At 44.0% G+C, this 20,319-nt stretch carries 20 protein-coding genes and 1 tRNA gene; 13 read left to right on the forward strand and 8 right to left on the reverse strand.

Annotated features, from left to right (window positions below; translation table 11 throughout):
- Positions 1-233: 233 nt before the first annotated feature.
- Positions 234-1,862: a peptide chain release factor 3 gene (gene prfC / locus RRG12_RS06030; RefSeq protein ID WP_069070085.1), complete on the reverse strand. Its 1,629-nt coding sequence runs from the start codon at positions 1,860-1,862 to the stop codon at positions 234-236.
- A gap of 122 nt (positions 1,863-1,984) precedes the next feature.
- Here prfC and RRG12_RS06035 point away from each other — a divergent pair, with 122 nt between their 5' ends.
- The 8 genes from RRG12_RS06035 (at position 1,985) to RRG12_RS06070 (ending at position 8,990) form a co-directional block, all read left to right on the forward strand.
- Positions 1,985-2,344: a DUF4870 domain-containing protein gene (locus RRG12_RS06035; protein WP_069070086.1), complete on the forward strand. Its 360-nt coding sequence runs from the start codon at positions 1,985-1,987 to the stop codon at positions 2,342-2,344.
- A gap of 410 nt (positions 2,345-2,754) precedes the next feature.
- On the forward strand, positions 2,755-3,735 hold the full coding sequence (gene hemB, locus RRG12_RS06040; RefSeq protein WP_069070087.1) for a porphobilinogen synthase: 981 nt from the start codon (positions 2,755-2,757) through the stop codon (positions 3,733-3,735).
- 156 nt (positions 3,736-3,891) lie between these two features.
- The gene (locus tag RRG12_RS06045) at positions 3,892-4,113 is read left to right on the forward strand and encodes a hypothetical protein (protein ID WP_420758683.1); all 222 of its coding nucleotides are present in this window, start codon (positions 3,892-3,894) and stop codon (positions 4,111-4,113) included.
- A gap of 342 nt (positions 4,114-4,455) precedes the next feature.
- Positions 4,456-5,439 (forward strand): alpha-ketoacid dehydrogenase subunit beta, encoded by a 984-nt coding sequence (locus RRG12_RS06050; RefSeq protein WP_069070088.1) that lies wholly within the window; start codon positions 4,456-4,458, stop codon positions 5,437-5,439.
- 150 nt (positions 5,440-5,589) lie between these two features.
- Positions 5,590-6,999, forward strand: a complete 1,410-nt coding sequence (gene secD, locus RRG12_RS06055; protein WP_069070089.1) for a protein translocase subunit SecD — start codon at positions 5,590-5,592, stop codon at positions 6,997-6,999.
- On the forward strand, positions 6,999-7,985 hold the full coding sequence (gene secF, locus RRG12_RS06060; protein ID WP_420758684.1) for a protein translocase subunit SecF: 987 nt from the start codon (positions 6,999-7,001) through the stop codon (positions 7,983-7,985). The genes secD and secF overlap by 1 nt, the downstream gene beginning before the upstream one ends.
- Positions 7,986-8,051: 66 nt before the next feature.
- On the forward strand, positions 8,052-8,423 hold the full coding sequence (locus RRG12_RS06065) for a hypothetical protein (RefSeq protein WP_069070091.1): 372 nt from the start codon (positions 8,052-8,054) through the stop codon (positions 8,421-8,423).
- A 96-nt stretch (positions 8,424-8,519) separates the two neighbouring features.
- A complete protein-coding gene (locus RRG12_RS06070) occupies positions 8,520-8,990 on the forward strand; it encodes a GNAT family N-acetyltransferase (protein ID WP_069070092.1) in 471 nt (156 codons plus the stop codon).
- On the opposite strand, the gene RRG12_RS06075 is transcribed toward RRG12_RS06070, so the two are convergent.
- The 5 genes from RRG12_RS06075 to RRG12_RS06095 all read right to left on the reverse strand — a co-directional run bounded on the left by RRG12_RS06075 (position 8,953) and on the right by RRG12_RS06095 (position 13,048).
- Positions 8,953-9,873, reverse strand: coding sequence for a sensor histidine kinase (locus RRG12_RS06075; RefSeq protein WP_069070093.1), 921 nt, complete (start codon positions 9,871-9,873; stop codon positions 8,953-8,955). The two genes, RRG12_RS06070 and RRG12_RS06075, sit on opposite strands and share 38 nt — an antisense overlap.
- A 122-nt stretch (positions 9,874-9,995) precedes the next feature.
- Positions 9,996-10,580, reverse strand: coding sequence for an L-threonylcarbamoyladenylate synthase (locus tag RRG12_RS06080; RefSeq protein ID WP_420758749.1), 585 nt, complete (start codon positions 10,578-10,580; stop codon positions 9,996-9,998).
- A gap of 71 nt (positions 10,581-10,651) precedes the next feature.
- On the reverse strand, positions 10,652-11,542 hold the full coding sequence (gene prmC / locus RRG12_RS06085) for a peptide chain release factor N(5)-glutamine methyltransferase (protein WP_420758685.1): 891 nt from the start codon (positions 11,540-11,542) through the stop codon (positions 10,652-10,654).
- Between the two features lie 25 nt (positions 11,543-11,567).
- On the reverse strand, positions 11,568-12,383 hold the full coding sequence (locus RRG12_RS06090) for a Tic22 family protein (RefSeq protein WP_420758686.1): 816 nt from the start codon (positions 12,381-12,383) through the stop codon (positions 11,568-11,570).
- Between the two features lie 591 nt (positions 12,384-12,974).
- Positions 12,975-13,048, reverse strand: a tRNA-Pro gene (locus RRG12_RS06095).
- A 99-nt stretch (positions 13,049-13,147) separates the two neighbouring features.
- On the opposite strand from RRG12_RS06095, the gene RRG12_RS06100 reads away from it, so the two are divergent.
- A complete protein-coding gene (locus RRG12_RS06100) occupies positions 13,148-13,282 on the forward strand; it encodes a hypothetical protein (RefSeq protein WP_420758687.1) in 135 nt (44 codons plus the stop codon).
- Positions 13,283-13,347: 65 nt separating this feature from the next.
- Here the strand turns inward: RRG12_RS06100 and RRG12_RS06105 are convergent, their stop codons facing one another.
- Positions 13,348-13,893: a GNAT family N-acetyltransferase gene (locus tag RRG12_RS06105; RefSeq protein ID WP_069070095.1), complete on the reverse strand. Its 546-nt coding sequence runs from the start codon at positions 13,891-13,893 to the stop codon at positions 13,348-13,350.
- A gap of 844 nt (positions 13,894-14,737) precedes the next feature.
- Between RRG12_RS06105 and RRG12_RS06110 the strand changes: the two genes are divergently transcribed.
- From RRG12_RS06110 to RRG12_RS06120, 3 genes are all read left to right on the forward strand, one after another.
- Positions 14,738-16,312: a group II intron reverse transcriptase/maturase gene (locus RRG12_RS06110; RefSeq protein ID WP_420758688.1), complete on the forward strand. Its 1,575-nt coding sequence runs from the start codon at positions 14,738-14,740 to the stop codon at positions 16,310-16,312.
- Between the two features lie 278 nt (positions 16,313-16,590).
- A complete protein-coding gene (locus RRG12_RS06115) occupies positions 16,591-17,310 on the forward strand; it encodes a hypothetical protein (RefSeq protein ID WP_012410214.1) in 720 nt (239 codons plus the stop codon).
- Positions 17,311-17,432: 122 nt separating this feature from the next.
- On the forward strand, positions 17,433-18,344 hold the full coding sequence (locus RRG12_RS06120) for an alpha/beta fold hydrolase (protein ID WP_420758689.1): 912 nt from the start codon (positions 17,433-17,435) through the stop codon (positions 18,342-18,344).
- Positions 18,345-18,501: 157 nt separating this feature from the next.
- Here the strand turns inward: RRG12_RS06120 and tsaD are convergent, their stop codons facing one another.
- A complete protein-coding gene (gene tsaD / locus RRG12_RS06125) occupies positions 18,502-19,551 on the reverse strand; it encodes a tRNA (adenosine(37)-N6)-threonylcarbamoyltransferase complex transferase subunit TsaD (RefSeq protein ID WP_420758690.1) in 1,050 nt (349 codons plus the stop codon).
- Positions 19,552-19,819: 268 nt separating this feature from the next.
- Between tsaD and RRG12_RS06130 the strand changes: the two genes are divergently transcribed.
- Positions 19,820-20,314 carry a Photosystem I reaction center subunit III gene (locus RRG12_RS06130; protein ID WP_069070098.1) on the forward strand — a complete coding sequence of 165 codons (495 nt, stop codon included), beginning with the start codon at positions 19,820-19,822 and terminating at the stop codon, positions 20,312-20,314.
- The last annotated feature ends 5 nt before the right edge of the window (positions 20,315-20,319 follow it).

The raw sequence follows: 20,319 nt of genomic DNA on the forward strand, positions 1-20,319 counted from the left end.
CACGTTTGTGCAAAAGCGCGAACCTCGGATGCCGTGGAACTCAACCGCGCTCAAGTTTTGCTTGTCAACCAATTTTGGATTTTGGATTTTGGATTTTGGATTGAGCCTGACCACAAGGTTACTTGGCTCAAGGATTTTAAATTAAGGATTTTAGATTTGTTCTACCCACTAGGGGCAAGACATGAACAAAAAAATCTAAAATTTAAAATCTAAAATCTAAAATTCGTAGTGAATTATTCTTCCACTGGTTTTTGACTAGAAAATACTGGAGCGATCGCGCTTAATTTTAACTCTGGATGGTCGCCCAATAATTGTTGACAATTCCATTCATTGCGGAATAGTAACACTGGACGTCCCATACTGTCTTTAACTGTAGTGGTGTTGAATATTCGGCCCACTTTTTCTAATGCTTCCCAACCACCCTCAACCCAACGGGCGACACTGTAGGGCAATAACTCTAATATGGTTTCTACACCATATTCGTTTTGTAAACGAAACTGCACCACCTCGAATTGCAACTGACCCACCGCCGCCAAAATTGGATCGCGCTTGGCTTCATCAGTTGAATACATAATTTGTACAGCACCTTCTTCTCGCAATTCCGCAACGCCTTTTTGGAATTGTTTAGATTTTGAGGGGTTGGGATTCCTCATAGACGCAAACAGTTCCGGCGAGAAATACGGAATCCCCTCATATTCGAGCTTTTGTCCCGTGTAAATTGTATCCCCGATCGCAAAAACACCGGGATTATTCAAACCGATCACATCGCCAGGATAAGCCACATCAATCGATTCCCGCTCTTGAGCAAAGAGTTTTTGCGGGCGAGATAGACGGATGAGTTTACCAATGCGGGCGTGATTCACCATCATATCTTTTTCAAACTTACCAGTGCAGACCCGGATAAATGCGACGCGATCGCGATGCTTCGGGTCCATATTCGCTTGCAGTTTGAAGACAAACCCCGAAAATTCCGGGTATGTAGGGGGAACTTCGCCAACACTGCTGACATGAGAACCGGGTTTGAGGGCATAGTCGAGGAAATACTTGAGGAATAACTCTACCCCGAAGTTAGTCATGGCGCTACCAAAGAACACAGGCGTCATTTTGCCTTCGTGTATCAACTGCAAATCTAGCTCTGGCCCAACTCCTTCTAACAGTTCTAGATCGTTTTTCAGTTGGTGGTAGAGGTCTTGTTCTAGCTGTTCTTCTATTCTCGGATCACCTAACTCGACTATCGTATCACGGGCTTCGCGGCTACCGTGGAAACTGCGCTCAAAGAGGTGTATTTGTTGCTTGTGTCGGTCAAAAACACCTTTAAAGCGATCGCCCATACCAATCGGCCAGTTGACTGCATAGGTTTGTAATCCCAATTCTTGCTCAATTTCATCCAACAATTCCAGAGGTTCCCTACCTGGGCGATCGAGCTTGTTGACAAATGTAAAAATCGGGATACCCCGCAACTTACACACTTCAAACAATTTGCGGGTTTGGGGTTCCAAACCTTTTGCCGCATCAATCAGCATCACGGCATTATCGGCAGCGGCGAGGGTGCGATAAGTATCTTCACTGAAATCTTGGTGTCCCGGCGTATCTAATAAATTTATTTGACAGTTCCGGTATTCAAATTGCAACACTGTGGAGGTGATGGAAATACCACGTTGTTGCTCCATCGCCATCCAGTCAGAGGTAGCCTTTCGCTGCGCCCGTCGCGCCTTCACCGCCCCAGCTTCGTGAATTGCACCTCCGTACAGAAGTAGCTTTTCTGTTAGTGTAGTTTTACCCGCATCAGGGTGAGATATAATCGCAAAATTGCGGCGAAGTTCAACCGCTTGAATAAGTTCAGACTGAAGTTCAGTAGACATAAATGTATTTGTTTGTTAGCTAACTTAATTTTTTGACTCTTGTAAGTCTTTTAATCTTAAGACAACGATGCTCGTGATAGGGTCGTAATATAACCAACAATCTGACTAAATAGGAGAAAAGAATGTACGACACAGACAAGCGAAAGCTTCTATCTGCCTTGTCGCATGGAGCCATTTTTTTCAGTACGGCTTTTATATCTGTAGGTATACCTATCGCCATACTGCTCGTATCTGATGATCCTGTTGTTAAAGAAAACGCCAAAGAGTCTATCAATTTCCACTTTAATGTCTGGCTGTATGGAGGAATTCTAGGAGCGCTATTTTTTCTATTTGGTTGGTTAGTGTTACCTCTATTATTGTTGGGGCCACTAGCGGGTATTGGGTATCTATTACACTGGGGATTAACAATTTGGGCGCTCATCGGAGTTTTCAGCAATCCTGATATACCCTTCCGTTATCCCTATATTTTCCGAGTTTTTTAACACAAATTATCATTGGGAATGGGGCATGGGGCATTGAGCATTGAGCATTGGGCATTGTCAGTTATTTACTACCAAATACAAAATTTAATTAATTCGTAGCGAATTCTCTGCGTGCCTCTGCGTTTTCCTCTGCGCCACTTGGCGTTGAAATTTCAACCCTCAATTCCCCAAAATTTTGCCAACAGACAGTCTTATCATTTTGAATTGCTTATTATGTCGTTTTTTTCCCAGTCCGTCGGATAGGTGCAACCAAGCTGTAGAATACAAAATTGCCCCACAACTTGATTAAGAGTAGGGCAAAAGGACAGTTAAGCACTGTTTGTAGTCTGTCCGACGGCAGGAAAATTTTAGCCTGCTTTTGTGACGCTTTGTTTTGTGTCCAATTGCGTTGTTTTTCTTCATAAAATTTTATGTTTCCTACACATCGTCCCCGTCGTCTGCGTACTCATCCCCAACTGCGCCGGATGGTTCGTGAAACTGTTTTAACAACAAACGATTTAATCTACCCATTATTTGCTGTACCAGGTGAGGGAATCGCTAACGAGGTGAAATCCATGCCCGGAGTCTACCAACTTTCGGTAGATAAAATTGTTGAAGAAGCAAAAGAAGTTTATGACTTAGGAATTCCTTCGATTATTTTATTTGGAATTCCGGCTGATAAAGATGTGGATGCCACTGGCGCTTGGCATGATTGCGGTATCGTCCAGAAAGCGGCGACGGCGGTAAAAGCAGCAGTGCCAGATTTGATTGTAATTGCTGATACTTGTTTATGTGAGTACACCAGTCACGGTCATTGTGGTTATTTACAAGTTGGTGATTTAACAGGACGAGTTTTAAATGACCCAACTTTGGAATTGTTGAAGAAAACGGCAGTTTCTCAAGCAAAAGCTGGTGCCGATATCATCGCCCCTTCGGGGATGATGGATGGGTTTGTGCAAGCAATTCGTCAGGGTTTAGATGAAGCCGGATTTCAAGACACGCCGATTTTGTCTTATGCTGCTAAGTATGCTTCGGGTTATTATGGCCCATTTAGAGATGCAGCAGACTCGACACCACAATTTGGGGACAGAAGAACTTACCAAATGGACCCAGGTAACGCCCGCGAAGCAATTAAAGAGATTGAATTGGATATTGCTGAAGGTGCTGATATGCTCATGGTTAAGCCAGCCTTGGCATACATGGATATTATCTGGCGGGTGAAGGAAGCGAGTAACTTACCAGTTGCGGCTTACAATGTTTCTGGTGAGTATTCGATGGTGAAAGCTGCCGCTCTCAATGGTTGGATTGACGAGGAGCGCGTGGTTATGGAAACTTTAACTGGGTTTAAACGGGCTGGTGCAGACTTGATTTTGACTTATCATGCCAAAGATGCGGCGCGATGGTTAAAGTAGGACAAATGATTGAATAGTAAGAATTTGCCGACATCTTGGCTCATGAGCAAACGGAAAAGAGTGAATTGATCCGACACTTGATTGTTGAACGTTGGCTAACCTTAGACCTCTTGCAAAAGTGCTTTTTGCAAGAGGTCTTATGAGTGTGAGCAATTATTGCCGCAAGATTTTTCGCGTATTGCTGAGTTGAATACTCAGTACAGAGATTTACCAGGGGATTTTGCATTCTCCTTGATCGTCATTTCGGAATGCTTAGATGTTGGTGCGATGCCTAGGTTGGGCTACGCCTATGCTACTTTGGACAGTGATTTATTTATCGGCGTTATCGTAAAAAACCTTTTGGGCGGGTATTTTAGGGATGCGATTTTCAATGCGTAAGTCCTAAAACCTATAAAATCTAACTTAGGTATGTGGATTTATTAATTTGCAACTCCTAATGTAGGGTGCGTTAGTGATTTTCGTAACATAATTTTCTCAAGTATTGATGCGTTAAGCTTGACGGAACGCAACAGCACCTATATATCTGAGAATCAGTTGTCCATTCAGCCTCTGTTACGGAGTTAAAGTTTTGCGTTTTATTTGGCTCCACGTTTCTTATATTCTTGCTCCAATGAAGAGGATCGTTTAAACAACCCAATCTCTAACTAGTGCGATCGCTCACCTTATTTGCGACAGCAGCACGATAAAATTCTAAAACCATAATCGTACTAAAAGGTCTAAATGGCAGAAACACTTTTCTTCAACGCCTTACGGGAAGCCATTGATGAAGAAATGGCGCGTGATTCCAGCGTATTCGTTCTCGGTGAAGATGTAGGACACTATGGCGGTTCCTATAAAGTTACCAAAGACCTGTACCAAAAATATGGCGAACTCCGCATTCTAGACACCCCCATTGCGGAAAATAGCTTTACTGGGATGGCTGTGGGAGCTGCAATGACTGGGTTACGTCCCATCATTGAAGGCATGAATATGGGCTTTTTATTGCTCGCCTTCAACCAAATATCCAACAACGCTGGGATGCTACGCTATACTTCCGGCGGTAACTTTAAAATTCCGATGGTAATTCGCGGCCCTGGCGGTGTGGGACGACAGCTAGGCGCAGAACATTCTCAGCGACTAGAAACTTACTTCCAAGCTGTGCCAGGGTTGAAGATTGTTGCTTGTTCTACACCAAGAAATGCTAAAGGACTACTAAAATCCGCTATCCGCGATGATAATCCAGTGTTGTTCTTTGAACACGTTTTACTTTACAACTTGAAAGAAGATTTACCAGAAGAAGAATACTTGCTACCTCTGGATAAAGCAGAAGTTGTGCGTGAGGGTAAAGATGTCACAATTATTACTTATTCGCGAATGCGGCATCATGTGTTGCAAGCTGTAAAAACTCTTGAAAAACAAGGATACGATCCAGAAGTTATCGATTTAATATCCCTCAAACCATTAGATTTTGATACCATTGGTGCATCAATAAGAAAAACCCATAAAGTCATTGTTGTGGAAGAATCAATGCGAACTGCGGGTATTGGAGCAGAAGTCATCGCCTCAATAAACGATCGCTTATTCGATGAATTAGATGCGCCAGTACTAAGGCTTTCTTCCCAAGATATTCCCACACCTTACAACGGTAATCTGGAACGACTAACAATCATCCAACCAGAGCAAATCGTGGAAGCTGTGGAAAAAATGGTGGCGTTGCGAGTCTAGGGATTGGGGACTAGGGATTGGGGACTGGGTACTGGGTACTGGGTACAAAAAAAATGACCAATCCCCAATGCCCGATCCCCAGTACCCAATACTTGCTCATAACTCCATAAAAGAGCGCTATTATAGCCTTTGTCAGTTGCGAGTTATGGTATGCAAAGACAGCGATCGCTATTAATTTTGATTTTAGTCCTGATAATCGCCGCTATTACGGTGATTGCCACAATTCCGATACCCCTTGGACTGGACTTGCGGGGAGGATCACAGCTCACAATTCAGGTGAAACCATCAGCGGATATTCCCCAAATCACCGAACGAGAATTGGAAGGTGTGAAGAAAGTTGTCGAAGGACGGATTAATGGTTTGGGTGTTTCTGAACCTGTGATCCAAACAGTCGGCACAGATAAAATATTGGTGCAACTACCAGGAGTTAATGATCCAGAGCAAGCTGAACGGGTGCTAGGGGGTACAGCGCAGTTAGAATTTCGTACCCAAAAGCCGAATACAGAAACCCAATTGCTTGCTTTCCAAGCATCTAGAGCCGAATTGAAATTTAAGCAAGAAGAGTTAAGAAAAAGTACCGACAAAGCAGCAATTGTCAAGAATCAAGAAGATTTACAGAACAGCAATCAAGCGATCGCAGAATTGTTTGAAAGCACTAATCCACCACTAATTGGCAAATACCTCAAGGATGCATACGGTGAACCCACTCAAGGCGACAACTGGAATGTTGCCATTCGCTTCGACCAACAGGGTGGTGAACTGTTTGCCAATTTGACGAAAAATCTCGCCGGTACTGGGCGGAGCATTGGTGTTTTTCTAGACAATGAACTGATCAGCGCTCCTACTGTAGGTATAGAATTTGCCGCCACTGGTATTACTGGTGGCGCTGCGGTGATTACAGGACGGTTTACCCCACAACAAGCCAATGACTTAGGTGTGCAGCTACGAGGTGGTGCATTGCCAGTACCAGTAGAAATTGCAGAAATCCGCACTGTTGGAGCAACCTTGGGTAAAGACAGCATCACTAGCAGTATCTACGCTGGTATCGGTGGTCTGAGTTTAGTATTAATATTTATGGTGGTGTACTATAGACTACCAGGACTGATTGCCGATGTAGCACTATTGATTTACGCATTGCTGACCTGGGCTACCTTTGCTTTATTGGGTGTCACCCTGACCCTACCAGGAATTGCCGGATTCATCCTCAGTATTGGGATGGCGGTAGATGCAAATGTGCTAATTTTTGAGAGGACGCGGGAAGAATTACAAGCAGGCAAATCCCTTTATCGTTCTGTAGAATCTGGTTTTTACCGTGCCTTTTCCAGTATTTTAGATGGCAACGTGACTACAGTCATTGCCTGTGCGGCACTATTCTGGCTGGGGGCTGGTTTGGTAAAAGGCTTCGCCCTAACTTTAGCTTTGGGTGTAATGGTGAGTATGTTTACGGCAGTTACCTGTAGTCGCACCTTGATGTTTTTAGCAATTACAATTCCCGCACTCAAAAAACCAGAACTTTTCTCTCCGAACCTGCCAACATCAAATAAGGCAGAGGTGGCTTAATGAAACTGAGTATTAACAAATCGCGATCGCTTTGGTGGGCTATTTCTAGTGCCTTTATCCTCGCCGGTTTCATCTCAATGGTGATTTCTTGGCAAAACCCAACTATCAAAGCACCCCTACGTCCCAGTTTGGATTTTGTTGGTGGTACACGATTACAGTTTGAACGGGATTGTAGCAAACCCGGTAACTGCGACCAGCCAATTGATATTAATGTTGTTCGAGAAGTAGCTAAAGAACAAGGATTGGGCGATAGCAGCATCCAAATTGTGGCTGACAAAGGAACTGGCGCAGAAAATGGTATATTAATTCGCACAAAAAACTTGGATCGCGAACAGCGTACCAATTTGCAAAATGCCTTAAGCGAAAAAGTTGGTACTTTTGACGAGCAAAAAAACCAACTTGACACCGTTGGGCCTACTCTGGGAGCAGAACTATTTAGGTCTGGGGTAATAGCTCTAATAGTTTCCTTTGCAGGCATCATAATCTACTTGAGTTTCCGGTTTCAGTTGGATTATGCAGTGTTTGCGATCGTTGCACTATTGCATGATGTCTTGGTTACGGCAGGGATTTTTTCGATTTTGGGTTTAGTACTGGGTACTGAAGTAGATAGTCTGTTCATCGTTGCTTTACTGACAATTACAGGTTTTTCAGTCAACGATACGGTGGTGATTTACGATCGCATTCGTGAGACGCTGCAAATAAATCCCGATCGACCAATTGCTGACATTGTGGATGATGCTGTGAACCAAACCCTAGCAAGGTCTATCAACACGACTTTAACCACGATGCTATCTTTGTTTGCGATATTTCTGTTTGGGGGAGAAACTCTAAAAAACTTTGCCTTAGCTTTAATTATTGGCTTTACAGCCGGGGCTTATTCAAGTATTTTTATCGCCAGTACTCTTCTAACTTTGTGGCGAGAGCGCAACGGTCAAACAAGTGTGGTAGTCACTGATGAATCGATTGATACATCTCCTGGTAATTAATCATTGAGTATTGGGTATTGGGCATTAGTCTTTAGCAAATGACAAATGACAAAGGACAAATGACAAATGACAACTGACCCATCCTTTACTCAACAAGTAGAAAGATTACATAGGTTGACAATATATGGTAGATGGCTGTTTGTAGTCTGTTTATGGCTCACTGTTGCCCCTGCTTCCTTGTGGGGTCTACGTGCAGAAATTTCTCTGTGGCAGCAATATTTTACCTGGGTGGCGGTGCGATATGGGCTTTTCTACAATCCACTGTCTACCTTTGGTTTAGCCTTTTGTATCGGGATGACCGCTGCTGTTTTAGTTTGGCAAAGTCGGAATATCTTACTCGGACTACCACAGCAAGAAAAACAACGTTTAGAAAAACAAGTTTCTCGAATACGTCAACAGGGGCCAACTCATCCTCTGTGGAAGTGGATTTGTGATTAAATCTTCAAATCGTTGCATATAGATATACGTATTCAGCAATTTCTAGCAAAATACGACTTAGAAACAGCAAATATACTGCTAAAAGTGGTGCCATACATGAACGATCATCAGATTCAATTTAGCGATTACAAGTCTGAAATTGACCTTTACCAACTGCAAGAACTGTTAAACGTTTCAGCTTTCTGGGCAAAGGGACGGAGTATTGAAGATTTAGGTATAGCTATCGCCAATAGTGAACCAGTGATTTGCGTCTGGGATAGCGATCGCCTGATTGGCTTTGCTAGAGCAACATCTGATGGCATATATCGCGCCACAATTTGGGATGTTGTGATCCATCCACAGTATCAAAGTAGTGGGTTGGGAAGCAAGTTAGTAGAAACCGTTTTGACTCATCCCCGCATGAGGTGGGTTGAGCGCGTTTACCTGATGACTACTCACCAGCAGGGTTTCTACGAAAAGATTGGTTTTCAAGCCAACACTACCACTACGATGGTGTTACACAACCTAGCTAACGCTGCTTTCGTTACTACTACAGAAGTTCAGCTTCAGGAATCACTAGGGGGATAGAGATTTGTAGTCTGGTAAGCTGTTGAGGTGCTTCCTTTGCAATGGTCAAGGGCAGAATTTCTAACTTTCCTCCCATAACTTCCACCAGAGTTTGATTGATTAATAGCCTCATTCCTGGGGAAAGAGCAGCGTTTGCTTGGTTAATCTGACTCAGATGATCTTCAGATTTGAGTAAATCAATCGGCTCGCTCCAGGCTATGGCATTGGTTGGTACATCCAGCCAAATGTTTACAACATTATTTGTAGTTAAGGTGCTACTGGAAATACAGATGCTGCCTTCCTCCATCTGAGTAATGGCAGTGTCTATTAAACTGATCAATATTTGGCGGAGCCAGAGGTTATCTGCCAAAACATAAATTTCTGGGTCGGCGGGTAACAATTGCAAGGGAAAATTGCGATTTGCCGCCAGCATATAGGTTAATTTATGAACCTCCTCCAAAATTTGGGCTAAAGGTCTAGGCTGAATATCTAATTTATTAGTACCATGTTCAGTTCTCGCAACGTTGAGAATTTCATCCATCAGCTTCAGCAGTTTCAGCGTTCGCTCGTGAGCTTGGGCAATAAATTCTCGTTCCTCAGCTGGATCTTCACACAAATCGGACAAAATTAACTGTTGCAAGCCAATCAGACCATTGAGGGGCGATCGCAATTCATGAGTAGTCCGCGCTAAAAAACCAGCTTTAAACTGGCTCATTTCCCTTGCCATCAGGTATGCCAGCTGCGTTTGCTGTAGCTGTTGCGATATTGGTGGCATATCCTGTTGAGCTAATGGCGCTACTGGGGATGAGCTAGATGAAACATTAGATGAACGCACAAATAACTGACGGAAAACCATACCTAGTGCAATTCCTGCTCCTAGATATATCCAGTTGCTCCAATTCATAATCTGGCAATTATTAACTTGTTAATTGATCACAACAGCGCAAACGAAAGTTCCAGATTTATCTGTTGTGCAAATCAGCGAAACAACATTATAGCTATCTATATCTGGTTATCACTCGAAATCTATAACTTGATCGCACCCTGCCGCAAAATCTGCCAATTTATCCCTGTCCATTTAGCAACTGTGGAAGGTACACCTATTCCCGTCATTTCACCCTCATATTCTGTTGTTGCTAGAGTCAGAACTTTGGGAAACTGATTCTCAATTTCTGCCATCGTTTGCAAAGGTGGCTGACCAGAAAAATTGGCGCTAGTGGTGGCGAGAGGGCCTGTTTGCGCCAAAATAGTTTGAGCGATCGCACTGTTTGGGACTCGAATACCAATTGTTGTCGGGTCAATGGGATTCATAACTTTGGGTAGACGTTCACTCGCTGGTAAAACTAATGTCAGCCCTCCCGGCCAATATTTATCTACTAATTCTTGCCAAATTTTATATTCGTCTTCACTACCTTTGACATACGGCCACAAATCTTCAGCACTAGCCGCCATCAAAATCAAAGGTTTATCTTGACTGCGTTGCTTCGCCGCAAAAATTAATCCTGCTTTTTCTGGTACGGTTGCAAGTGCCGGAACAGTATCCGTAGGAAAGCTCACCAAAAAACCAGCACGTGCGCCAGCTATTAAATTTGTTAGAGAAACTTGTGTCATTGTTATGGGTTTGGGCATGAGGCAGGTTTCCTATTTTCTATGCGCTATGCCCCATGCCCCATGCCCTTTTCCTAACTTTTATAAGCAAGGGCAAAGCGTTCAATTCCAGCTAAATCAGCATGAATTTGAATCTTACAATAGCTACCTTGATTTTGCAAAAGTTCTCGCACTGCATCCGCCTGTCCTGCCATCATCTCAATCAACCACACGCCACCCGGTTGCAAATAACTAGGGGAGACTTCTATCAAATGGCGAATGCAATCTAAGCCATCACCGCCACCATCCAAAGCTAGATGCGGTTCATGGTTCACTACTTCTGGTTGCAAACTAGGTAAAATGCTGGTGGGTATGTAAGGGGGATTCGACACCATACCACTGAACTGACCTTTTAAGAATGTCAGTGGCTCCCACCAAGAACCTTGATAAAATTTAATCCGGTCAGCAAAACTAAAATTATTGGCGTTGGTTCGTGCGATCGCCAGAGCTTCTAAACTGTAATCAACTGCATGAATTGTGGCTTTTGGCAAGACATCTGCTAATCCCAGTGCGATCGCTCCACTCCCAGTACCCAAATCTGCCCAGTGTCCTGAAGCACTGCTAGCAGATGCTTCCGCTAAATCAATTAAGCACTCTGTCTCTGGTCGGGGAATCAAAACTGCACTTGACACCATGATTTCAAAGTTACGCCAAGGTGTAACTCCCGCAATATACTGCACTGGCAAGCGGTCATTTAATCGCCTTTGCCACAACTGGTCTAACTCTTCTAAAGGCAATTGCAGCTGAACTTGCGGCCAGTTTTTAAAAGACTCCAAACGCAGTGCCAAGCGGTCTAAGCCAGCAATTTCTAAGAGCAGCCAATCTACCTCTCCTGGTGGGACATCAGTGGCGATCGCTGCTTCAAGAGCTGCATTTCGCCACTGCCAAAGTTGTAAACCAGAAACTATCAGATGTTTCTCCCCCATACCTCAACCTTGGAACGCATATCCGTTATTTTTTCGGAGCGGGGGCAGCAGGCTTGGCGGCTGGTGATTGATTCGGCGAAAGGGAGCGAATAAAATTGATCGACTCCCGTGATGGATAGAGAACAATTTTATTGATGCTAGGATCGCTGCTGCTATTGAGAGCCTCCATAACACCGTACAAATCCACTACCTGAATTTCAGTGTTTTCTGCTTCCTTTGGCACGGCTTTCTTGAATTCGTCTAACAGAGCCACTGCTTGCTCTTTCTCAAAAAAGAAGGGGATGTACCGCTCGTTGCCTTTGGCAACGGGAATGGTCAGATAGCTATTATCTTTCTTAAATTTGGGTACAAATAAGGGAATACCATTGAATTGCTCCCCTTTTTTACCATTTTGATTTAGCATACTTGTCGCCGAAGCTACCTGTTGTTGCGTCGGGACTAAAGTATAAATTACTGAGTCTGGTTTCTTTTTGCTTTCTTGGACTATTTTATAGTAGTCTGCCAGAGACAAAGGTCTAACCTGTAGGGTGCTTGCTAACTGGGGATTTTCTTTTTTCAGGCGATTGTCAAGAAATTTTTGAGCATCTTGCTTGCTAATAAAAAATCCTACCTGTGAAACCGGCTTGGATGCGTTGTTTCTGGAAAGAACTACGAATTCGCCTTTCGGATTGGTAAGCGTGAATACAGGTACTTCTTGGAGCTTTTTAACTACCTGATCTTGTGGCAATGCGATCGCCTCTAGATTTCCTATTCCTGGTAGATTGCCGATTCCTGAAAGCCCAGTTAAAAATACACTGCCAGCTATACCCAATGTTGCGCCCAAGCGAATAAATGATTTCATGACTGCTCCTCGCATCAATAGTCCAATTAAATTAAACAAATGGTTGGATTTCCACAGCACCAACTAGCTTTAGTTATATAGCAATCTATTTCAGTTGTGAAAAATTCATTGTGCGTGTTGAGGTTGGGTGTTAAACATCAACGGTCAAAATCCAATGTTCCCCAACTATTTAGGGTTGCTATAGTATCGTTTTCAGAAATTGGCTGTGTTAACGTTGTGTTTTTCTCGGATTAGCTCCGCTATTCACCGCGAAACGCCGTAGATGCCTATTATATGTCTTCTCAAACAGTGAAAAGTCTCTCCATCTCTCCGGACTTGGAGATGATAAATGCCATTCTATCGGCTTTTTATAATATTGGGTGACGCGATTGCTTAATCAATCGTTCCATCTGGGATTGCTTTAATATCTTCTCAAATATATACAAAGCTTAGTTTCAGAAATAATTTACTGCTTAAGGACTAATACTTGTATCTTAGGCTTCAACAGCAGAACAATCTAATTGATATTCTCGGTAAAAACACGCAATTAAACTGCATGTGTCTGCAAAAAAATCAGTTAATCTGCTTTAACTTTTAACTATCTTAATTAAATCGGGATGACAGGATTTGAACCTGCGGCATCCTGCTCCCAAAGCAGGCGCGCTACCAAGCTGCGCTACATCCCGGTTAGAAATATCCACTTTTTTGGTTTGCTGTTAACTCCCCATCAAAGCGATCGCACTTTTTACAAGGCATTAACTTAATTATATCAGATAAAACGGCTTATGCCTAATATCTTTTATCTTCTACAAAGACGAGCTAGATTACATCCTTACACTGATAAAGGTTTTTCTGCCGACTTAGTTTTACAAGAGATATACTTGTTTGTTCGTCGGCTAAACCTTGTCAAACCAAATTAAAGTAATAGATTTGTACTAGTATCCCTGATTTTCTTGTGCGAATCGGGTTTTATTTGGATTGAGCGCTAATGAGGATACCAGAACATGCCTTTGATGCCTTCTGGATCAGCCATAAACCCCATAGTTCGGTAGAAATCTACAACATGTGGGTCAGCAAAGAGAGTGACATTACTAATTTCTTCACTCCTAAGTTTTTTGAGAACGTATTTCATCAGCGCCTTACCCAGTCCTTGACTTTGAAAGTCTGGGTGAACCACCACATCCCAAATTGTGGCATTAAACGCGTGATCTGAGGTAGCCCGTGCAAAACCAATGAGCCGCTTTTGGTTTCCTCTCACCTGCCACATTGAGGCGACGAGAAAACTATGCTCAATAGCTTTTTTCACTTTTCTTAGAGGACGACGCGACCAACCAACTGCATCACAGAGTTCTTCTAGCTCATATAGGTCAATGTCTCGTTCCGTGCTAAAGACGATTCGAGCCTCCTTTGAAGAAGCTTCGCTAATGCTACTGGAGTTGCCCGCAGCTGCCGCTGTATGCTCTTCAAAGGGGTTTGTCCTAGTTGTCGCTATAGATTCAGGAGTACTAAACCAAGTTTTCCAAAAACCCATGCCAACGTGGTTCGGGTAGTATAACTGAATTGGTTTCCACTCTTAGGAGTGTTGATTCATATTTAACATAGCTACCCCCATTTACTACCCTTTACACTCAAAATTTTTCGGTTGTTTTCGGGATTTGTAATGGTAACAGCCAGTTAAAGCGTGTTTCACACCAATCATTTTCAACTTTAGCATTTTGTTGTAAAGGCTAGGAGAAATTCATCAAAAGGGAAGGATAATAAGTAATTCAAAATTCAAAATGGAAAAACCTAATCCTGGGAATTACTCGTATAGAGCTTGTGCGATTCGTTGATTAGAGAATCACGGTATCAGTCCGTAAATAACTAATCCAGCCGGACAGCAGATTACTGTCATCAAAGGCTGAACTCTCGGACAGATGCAAGTGAAAGTCTTGCCATTCAGACTCAGAATTGACTCCTTATCTGCCCACACCGAACAAGCTCGGTTCTTGTAGAGTGAAGCTGGGAACAGGGCGCAATCAGACGACCGTTGCGGGTTGACACTGGTGCTAACAGGGAGTTCCTACGGTGAAACAGAGCCTAGAAAAACAACCTATTTACGAGGAAGGGCGCAACAAGAAAACCCTTACTTTACTGGAGTTCATTCCCGCCGTAATAAGCTCATAAACGGCAAGAGTCTAGGGAATCCAGTGGCTGGATTGGCTACACCTAACGGAACAATCAATCTCTCCGAGGGAACGAATAAAAACGAGTTGTGGGTCTAGGGGCAATCGAACCCCAAGTAGCCCAGACGAGAGGAGGAACCCCCACAATTCGGGTAGGACAGACCGTAATTAGTCTGAGGTGTTCAGAAAATACAAACTCTAGAAGAGAAAATGATTAGACACAGTAGACATACTAGTGAATCTTGGAGAGCCTTACCGTGGAAGAAATTCCGCCGAAATCTTTTCCGCCTTCAAAAGCGCGTATTTAAAGCTGTTCAAGTTGGAGACAAGCGGAAAGCTAGGTCACTCCAAAAGCTTATTCTTAAATCCACCTCGGCTCGATTTCTTGCAATTAGACTTGTATCTCAGCTAAATGCTGGCAAAAAGACGGCGGGTATTGATGGTAAGAAATCCCTCTCATTTGAAGAACGCTTCAACCTTGAAGAACTACTGAAAATGAACAGTGGAAATTGGAAACATCATGGACTACGAGAAATCCCTATCCCTAAGAAGGACGGGACTACCAGAATGCTTAAGATACCAACCATCGCGGACAGAGCTTGGCAATGCCTAGCAAAATATGCACTTGAACCAGCACACGAAGCCACTTTCCACGCCAGGAGTTACGGGTTTAGAACTGGGCGCTCTGCCCACGATGCACAAATGTACATCTTTAATAACCTTAGCTCCAAAGCCAATGGAATAGAAAAACGAGTTATTGAACTCGACATTGAAAAGTGTTTCGACAGGATTAATCACTCAGCAATAATGGATGAACTCACTGCCCCCAAAGGCTTAAAACTCGGTATTTTCCGATGCCTCAAGGCAGGAGTCAACCCAGAATTCCCCGAACAGGGAACACCTCAAGGGGGAGTGGTCAGCCCACTATTAGCGAATATTGCACTCAACGGGATCGAGAGTATACACAGATACCACATCGAACGCGGTAGAAGTATCACAGACAACACCTCAGACAAGAGAATTGTCGAACCATCAGTCCGATACGCGGATGATATGGTCATAATACTACGCCCGGAAGATAATGCGACAGAGATACTTGAAAGAATCAGCGAGTTTCTCCGCAAACGCGGAATGAATGTAAGCCAAAAGAAAACCAAAGTTACCGCCGCGACAGATGGGTTTGATTTCCTCGGCTGGCACTGCAAAGTACAGAAAAACGGAAAGTTCAGAAGCACTCCCTCAGTGGATAACTTCAAAGCATTCCGCAAGAAAGTAAAACACATCGTCAACAACTCGAATTATGGTGCTAAGGAAAAAGCCACAAGGCTGGCTCCAATAGTTAGAGGGTGGAGAAATTACCATAAGTTCTGCAAGATGGACGGGTCAAAGTTTTCACTTTGGTTCATAAGTCACAGGGCATATACGGTATTCAACAAGGAAACCAAGCAAACACGCCACACTAGCAAAGAGTTAGTAAAAAAGGCATTCCCAGCAGTTTCCTACTCCGAAAGTAAACACGTCATGGTCAAGGGAATCAAATCACCTTACGACGGAGATAAAGCCTACTGGAGCGAACGTAACAGTAAACTCTATGACGGCGAAACCTCTAAAACCCTTAAGAAGCAAAACCATAGATGTGCTTCCTGCGGTTTAAAATTCATCGATGAGGAACGGGTTCACCTACACCACATCGACGGAAATCATGACAACTGGAAGAAAAATAATCTGGAAGCAATTCATGAGAGTTGTCACGATTACAAACACATGAGCAAAAGCGTAAGCTGAGAACATCGGAAGCTGGGTGCGGTGAAAGTCGCACGCCCAGATTTAACTGAGAGGTGCGGGGAATAATATCCCCCATCGACTCAACCAAATGCACGTTAGCTTAGGAGTGAATTGTATACAAGGGATTGGGCATTAGGCATTGGGTATTTAAGAACACTCTATTTCTTGTCCCCCCAGTCCCTAATTCCCAGTCCCTAATTCCCAGTCCCCCATCCCAGCCCTCAATCCCCAACACCCAGTCCCCAGGTGACGAAAGCAAGCGAGTCTTACCCTTAACAATGGCTTCTGGTTTAAAATCTTCGACACTGGAACTCCTAAAGCGCTTTAACCGAGCGTTTCCCCAGTTTTATGAGCAATTCGTCAGCAGTGAAATTCAACTGCAAAATTTGCGGCTAGCCTACCGTCTCTATAAAACTAGACGCGCTGTGATTGAACTGAAACCGGAAGGTAGCAAAAGTGCCCTGCATTTTGCTTACCGCAACCAGTCTTTTCTCCTCAGCGATATTTTTGGTGTACTAGCAGCTTATGGGTTGACTATCCACGGTTTGAGTTTATACGGTCAAATCCGTCCGCCAATGTTGGTTTTTATCAAACTGTTGGTGTCTCGTGGTAGTAAAGCCTTGACCGAGAAAACCGCAGAAAATGTCTGTCGCGCCATTCGCGAGGCTTTGGGAGGTCGGTTTGAGGTAGAAGAGATGCTGGCAGTAGAATTCAATCTTGACACTGGCTTAGAACAGGTACAAACTGAGTTCTATGTCGATCCGGTCTTTCATCTCCCCGCACTAGTGATTGAAGCCGATAATCAACCAGGATTATTCTACAAAGTGATGTACGCCATCTGGCAGGAAGACCTTCTGGTAGTCAATGCCAATTTACTAGTTTGGCGCGGACGTACACGGCTAATTCTCTACTTGTTGGGGCCAAATGAAAGCCTCATTCCTGAATATCTGGGTCACAAAATTGCTGAAGGAGTGCGACAGAGGTTGCTAGGTAAATGAAAAAGTTATGAGTTATGAGTTATGAGTTAAAGATTAATAACTCCTCATTCCTAACTTCTAACTTCTAACTCTCTTCCTATTCCGTATTTAGTCGCACCCGCCCTTAAGGGTACGATATAAGTATGGCAACTATCGAAATCTTGGGCGTTCCACACGCATACGAGCTAACGGCTCCCACTTCCTGCCCCCATGCTTTAGTATTTATCCACGGTTGGCTTAATAGCCGTGGATATTGGCAACCTGTGATTTCCCGCCTATCAGATGATTTGCAATGCCTTTCCTATGATTTGCGGGGTTTTGGTGAATCGCAATCCCAGGTAAAAACTGATTTTAGTCGAGCACAAACGTCTCTGAGCCTGACGCCCATCTCCAGTAGTGCGGTTGGCTCACCTTTCGATTCTATTTACACTCCTGCTGCCTATGCTCAGGATTTAGCAGCTCTTCTGAAACAGCTGAATATTACCAGTGCTTGGCTAATTGGTCACTCGTTGGGTGGGACGATCGCTCTTTGGGGAGCAGATCAAATGCCTGAGTGTATTAAGGGAGTTATCTGTATCAACGCTGGCGGTGGTATTTACCTCAAAGAAGCCTTTGAGCAGTTTCGCTCGGCGGGTCAGAAATTTTTGCAAGTCCGCCCGCGCTGGCTGTCCCAAGTGCCTTTGATTGATTTGCTGTTTACTAGAGCGAGTGTAGCTCGTCCTTTAGACCGCCATTGGGCACGTCAGCGGGTAATAGATTTCGTCGTGGCTGACCCAGAAGCGGCTCTGGGAACTCTGTTAGACTCCACAACGGAAGAAGAAATCAATCGTTTACCGGAGCTAGTATCCCAACTCAAGCAGCCAGTTTATTTTTTGGCTGGCGCAGAAGACAAAGTTATGGAACCCAAGTATGTGCGCCATTTAGCTAGCTTTCACAGACTGTTCCAATATTGTGCTGACAATGTTTTGGAAATTCCTAATTGCGGACATCTGGCTATGTTGGAACAGCCGGATGCTGTCGCTGATCATATTCGGTCGATAGTCATTGGGCATTAGGCATTGGGCATTGGGCATTGGGCATTAGGCATTGGGCATTAGGCATTGGGCATTGGGCAAAACGCCCCGCTATCCATGTACAGCACTCATTACTCAGTACTATTGAGGGTCATTGGGCATTGGTGGTTACAAATGACAAATGACAAATGACAAATAACTACTCAATAGGTTGATACAACTTCATCACCTGAGTAAGCGCTAACCTAGACTCAACGCCTAGTGTGAGGGGGGATGTATGACCACGGGATAGATGGTCAGCGGCGGCACAGCCGATCATGGCGGCGTTATCGGTACAGAATTTTAGAGGTGGGAATAAGACGCGTAGGTTATGTTTAACGGCGGCGGCTTGGAGGTTTTTTCTCAACCCGCTATTAGCTGCTACACCGCCACCAATGGCAATTGTGTCTAGGCCATAGTCTATGGCACAGGCGATCGCTCTTTTGGTTAGCGATCGCGCTACGGTATCCTGAAAGCTAGCTGCTACATCTGCTACTGGCACTTGTCCACCATCTTTCTCTAACTGCTGCACTAAACGCAATACAGCCGTTTTTAACCCACTGAAACTCGCATCATAACGATGAACCCCTCCACCAGGTAGAGAAACTTTTCCTTCCGGTAAGGCAAAGGCTTGAGAATTTCCCTGTTGTGCCAACTTGTCAATCACTGGGCCACCGGGATAACCCAGCTTTAACAATCGCGCCACTTTATCAAAGGCCTCACCCGCTGCATCATCACGGGTTTGTCCCAGTGTTTCGTAATTACCACAATCTTTGACATAAATCAAGCTTGTATGTCCGCCCGAAACTAATAAACTAAGGAAAGGGGGATTTAAAGTTGATTCGCTTAAATAAGTTGCATAAATGTGACCTTCGAGGTGATGAACTCCCAAAAATGGCTTGTTGTGTACCATCGCCAGGGTTTTAGCAGCAGTTAACCCAACCAACAGCGCTCCTACAAGTCCAGGGGCACAAGTGGCAGCAATTGCGTCAATTTTTCCCCAATCTAGTTGGGCTTGCTCTAAGGCTTGTGCGATCGCAACATTTATCGTTTCCAAGTGCTGGCGAGATGCTACTTCCGGCACTACCCCACCATACTGCTGATGGACAGGAATTTGCGAGGCTACGATACTGCTGCAAACTTTACGATTGTTAACAATTGCAACGGCAGTTTCATCACAGCTGGTTTCTATTGCTAAAACGGTTGTCATTGGTAGTGCTGAGTGCTGAGTCCTGAATAGTAGAGAGAAAATCTTGCTTCTTTACTACCCTACAACAACAATTCTTACTACTCGGCACTCGGAACTCAGCACTCAGGACTAATTTTGGTTGAGAAGCTTTAACTTTTATTTACTTAAACTTTACTCGGTTCCCACCCAAGAGTATGATGACTTCCTAGTTATGCAAATAAACAGACTGTACAAGCCGCTTCGTTTTGTACAAAAAACTTCTTGTTTTGTAATAAAAGGAAACAACTCTATGCGACGATTGTTTGCTTTGATGTTAGCGATTAGTCTTTGGTTCAATTTTGCTCCCCCAGCACAAGCTTTAGGAGCTAATTTGACACCGTGCAAGGACAATCCCGCTTTCCAAGAGCTAGCAGCTAATGCCCGTAATACCACCGCTGATCCCCAATCAGGGAAAAAGCGGTTTGAGCGTTATTCTCAGGCGCTATGCGGCCCTGAGGGCTACCCCCACTTGATTGTTGATGGTCGTCTAGATCGGGCTGGTGACTTTTTGATCCCTAGCATTCTGTTTCTATATATTGCTGGTTGGATTGGTTGGGTAGGTCGTGCCTATCTGCAAGCAATCAAAAAGGAATCTGACACTGAACTAAAGGAAATCCAAATCGATATTGGTTTGGCACTACCCATTATCCTCTCAGGCTTTGCTTGGCCAGCAGCAGCAGTCCAAGAATTTCTCTCTGGTAAGTTAGCAGCCAAGGATTCAGAAATTCCAGTTTCTCCACGCTAAATCAG

It is taken from the genome of Nostoc sp. CALU 546, from assembly GCF_048836525.1.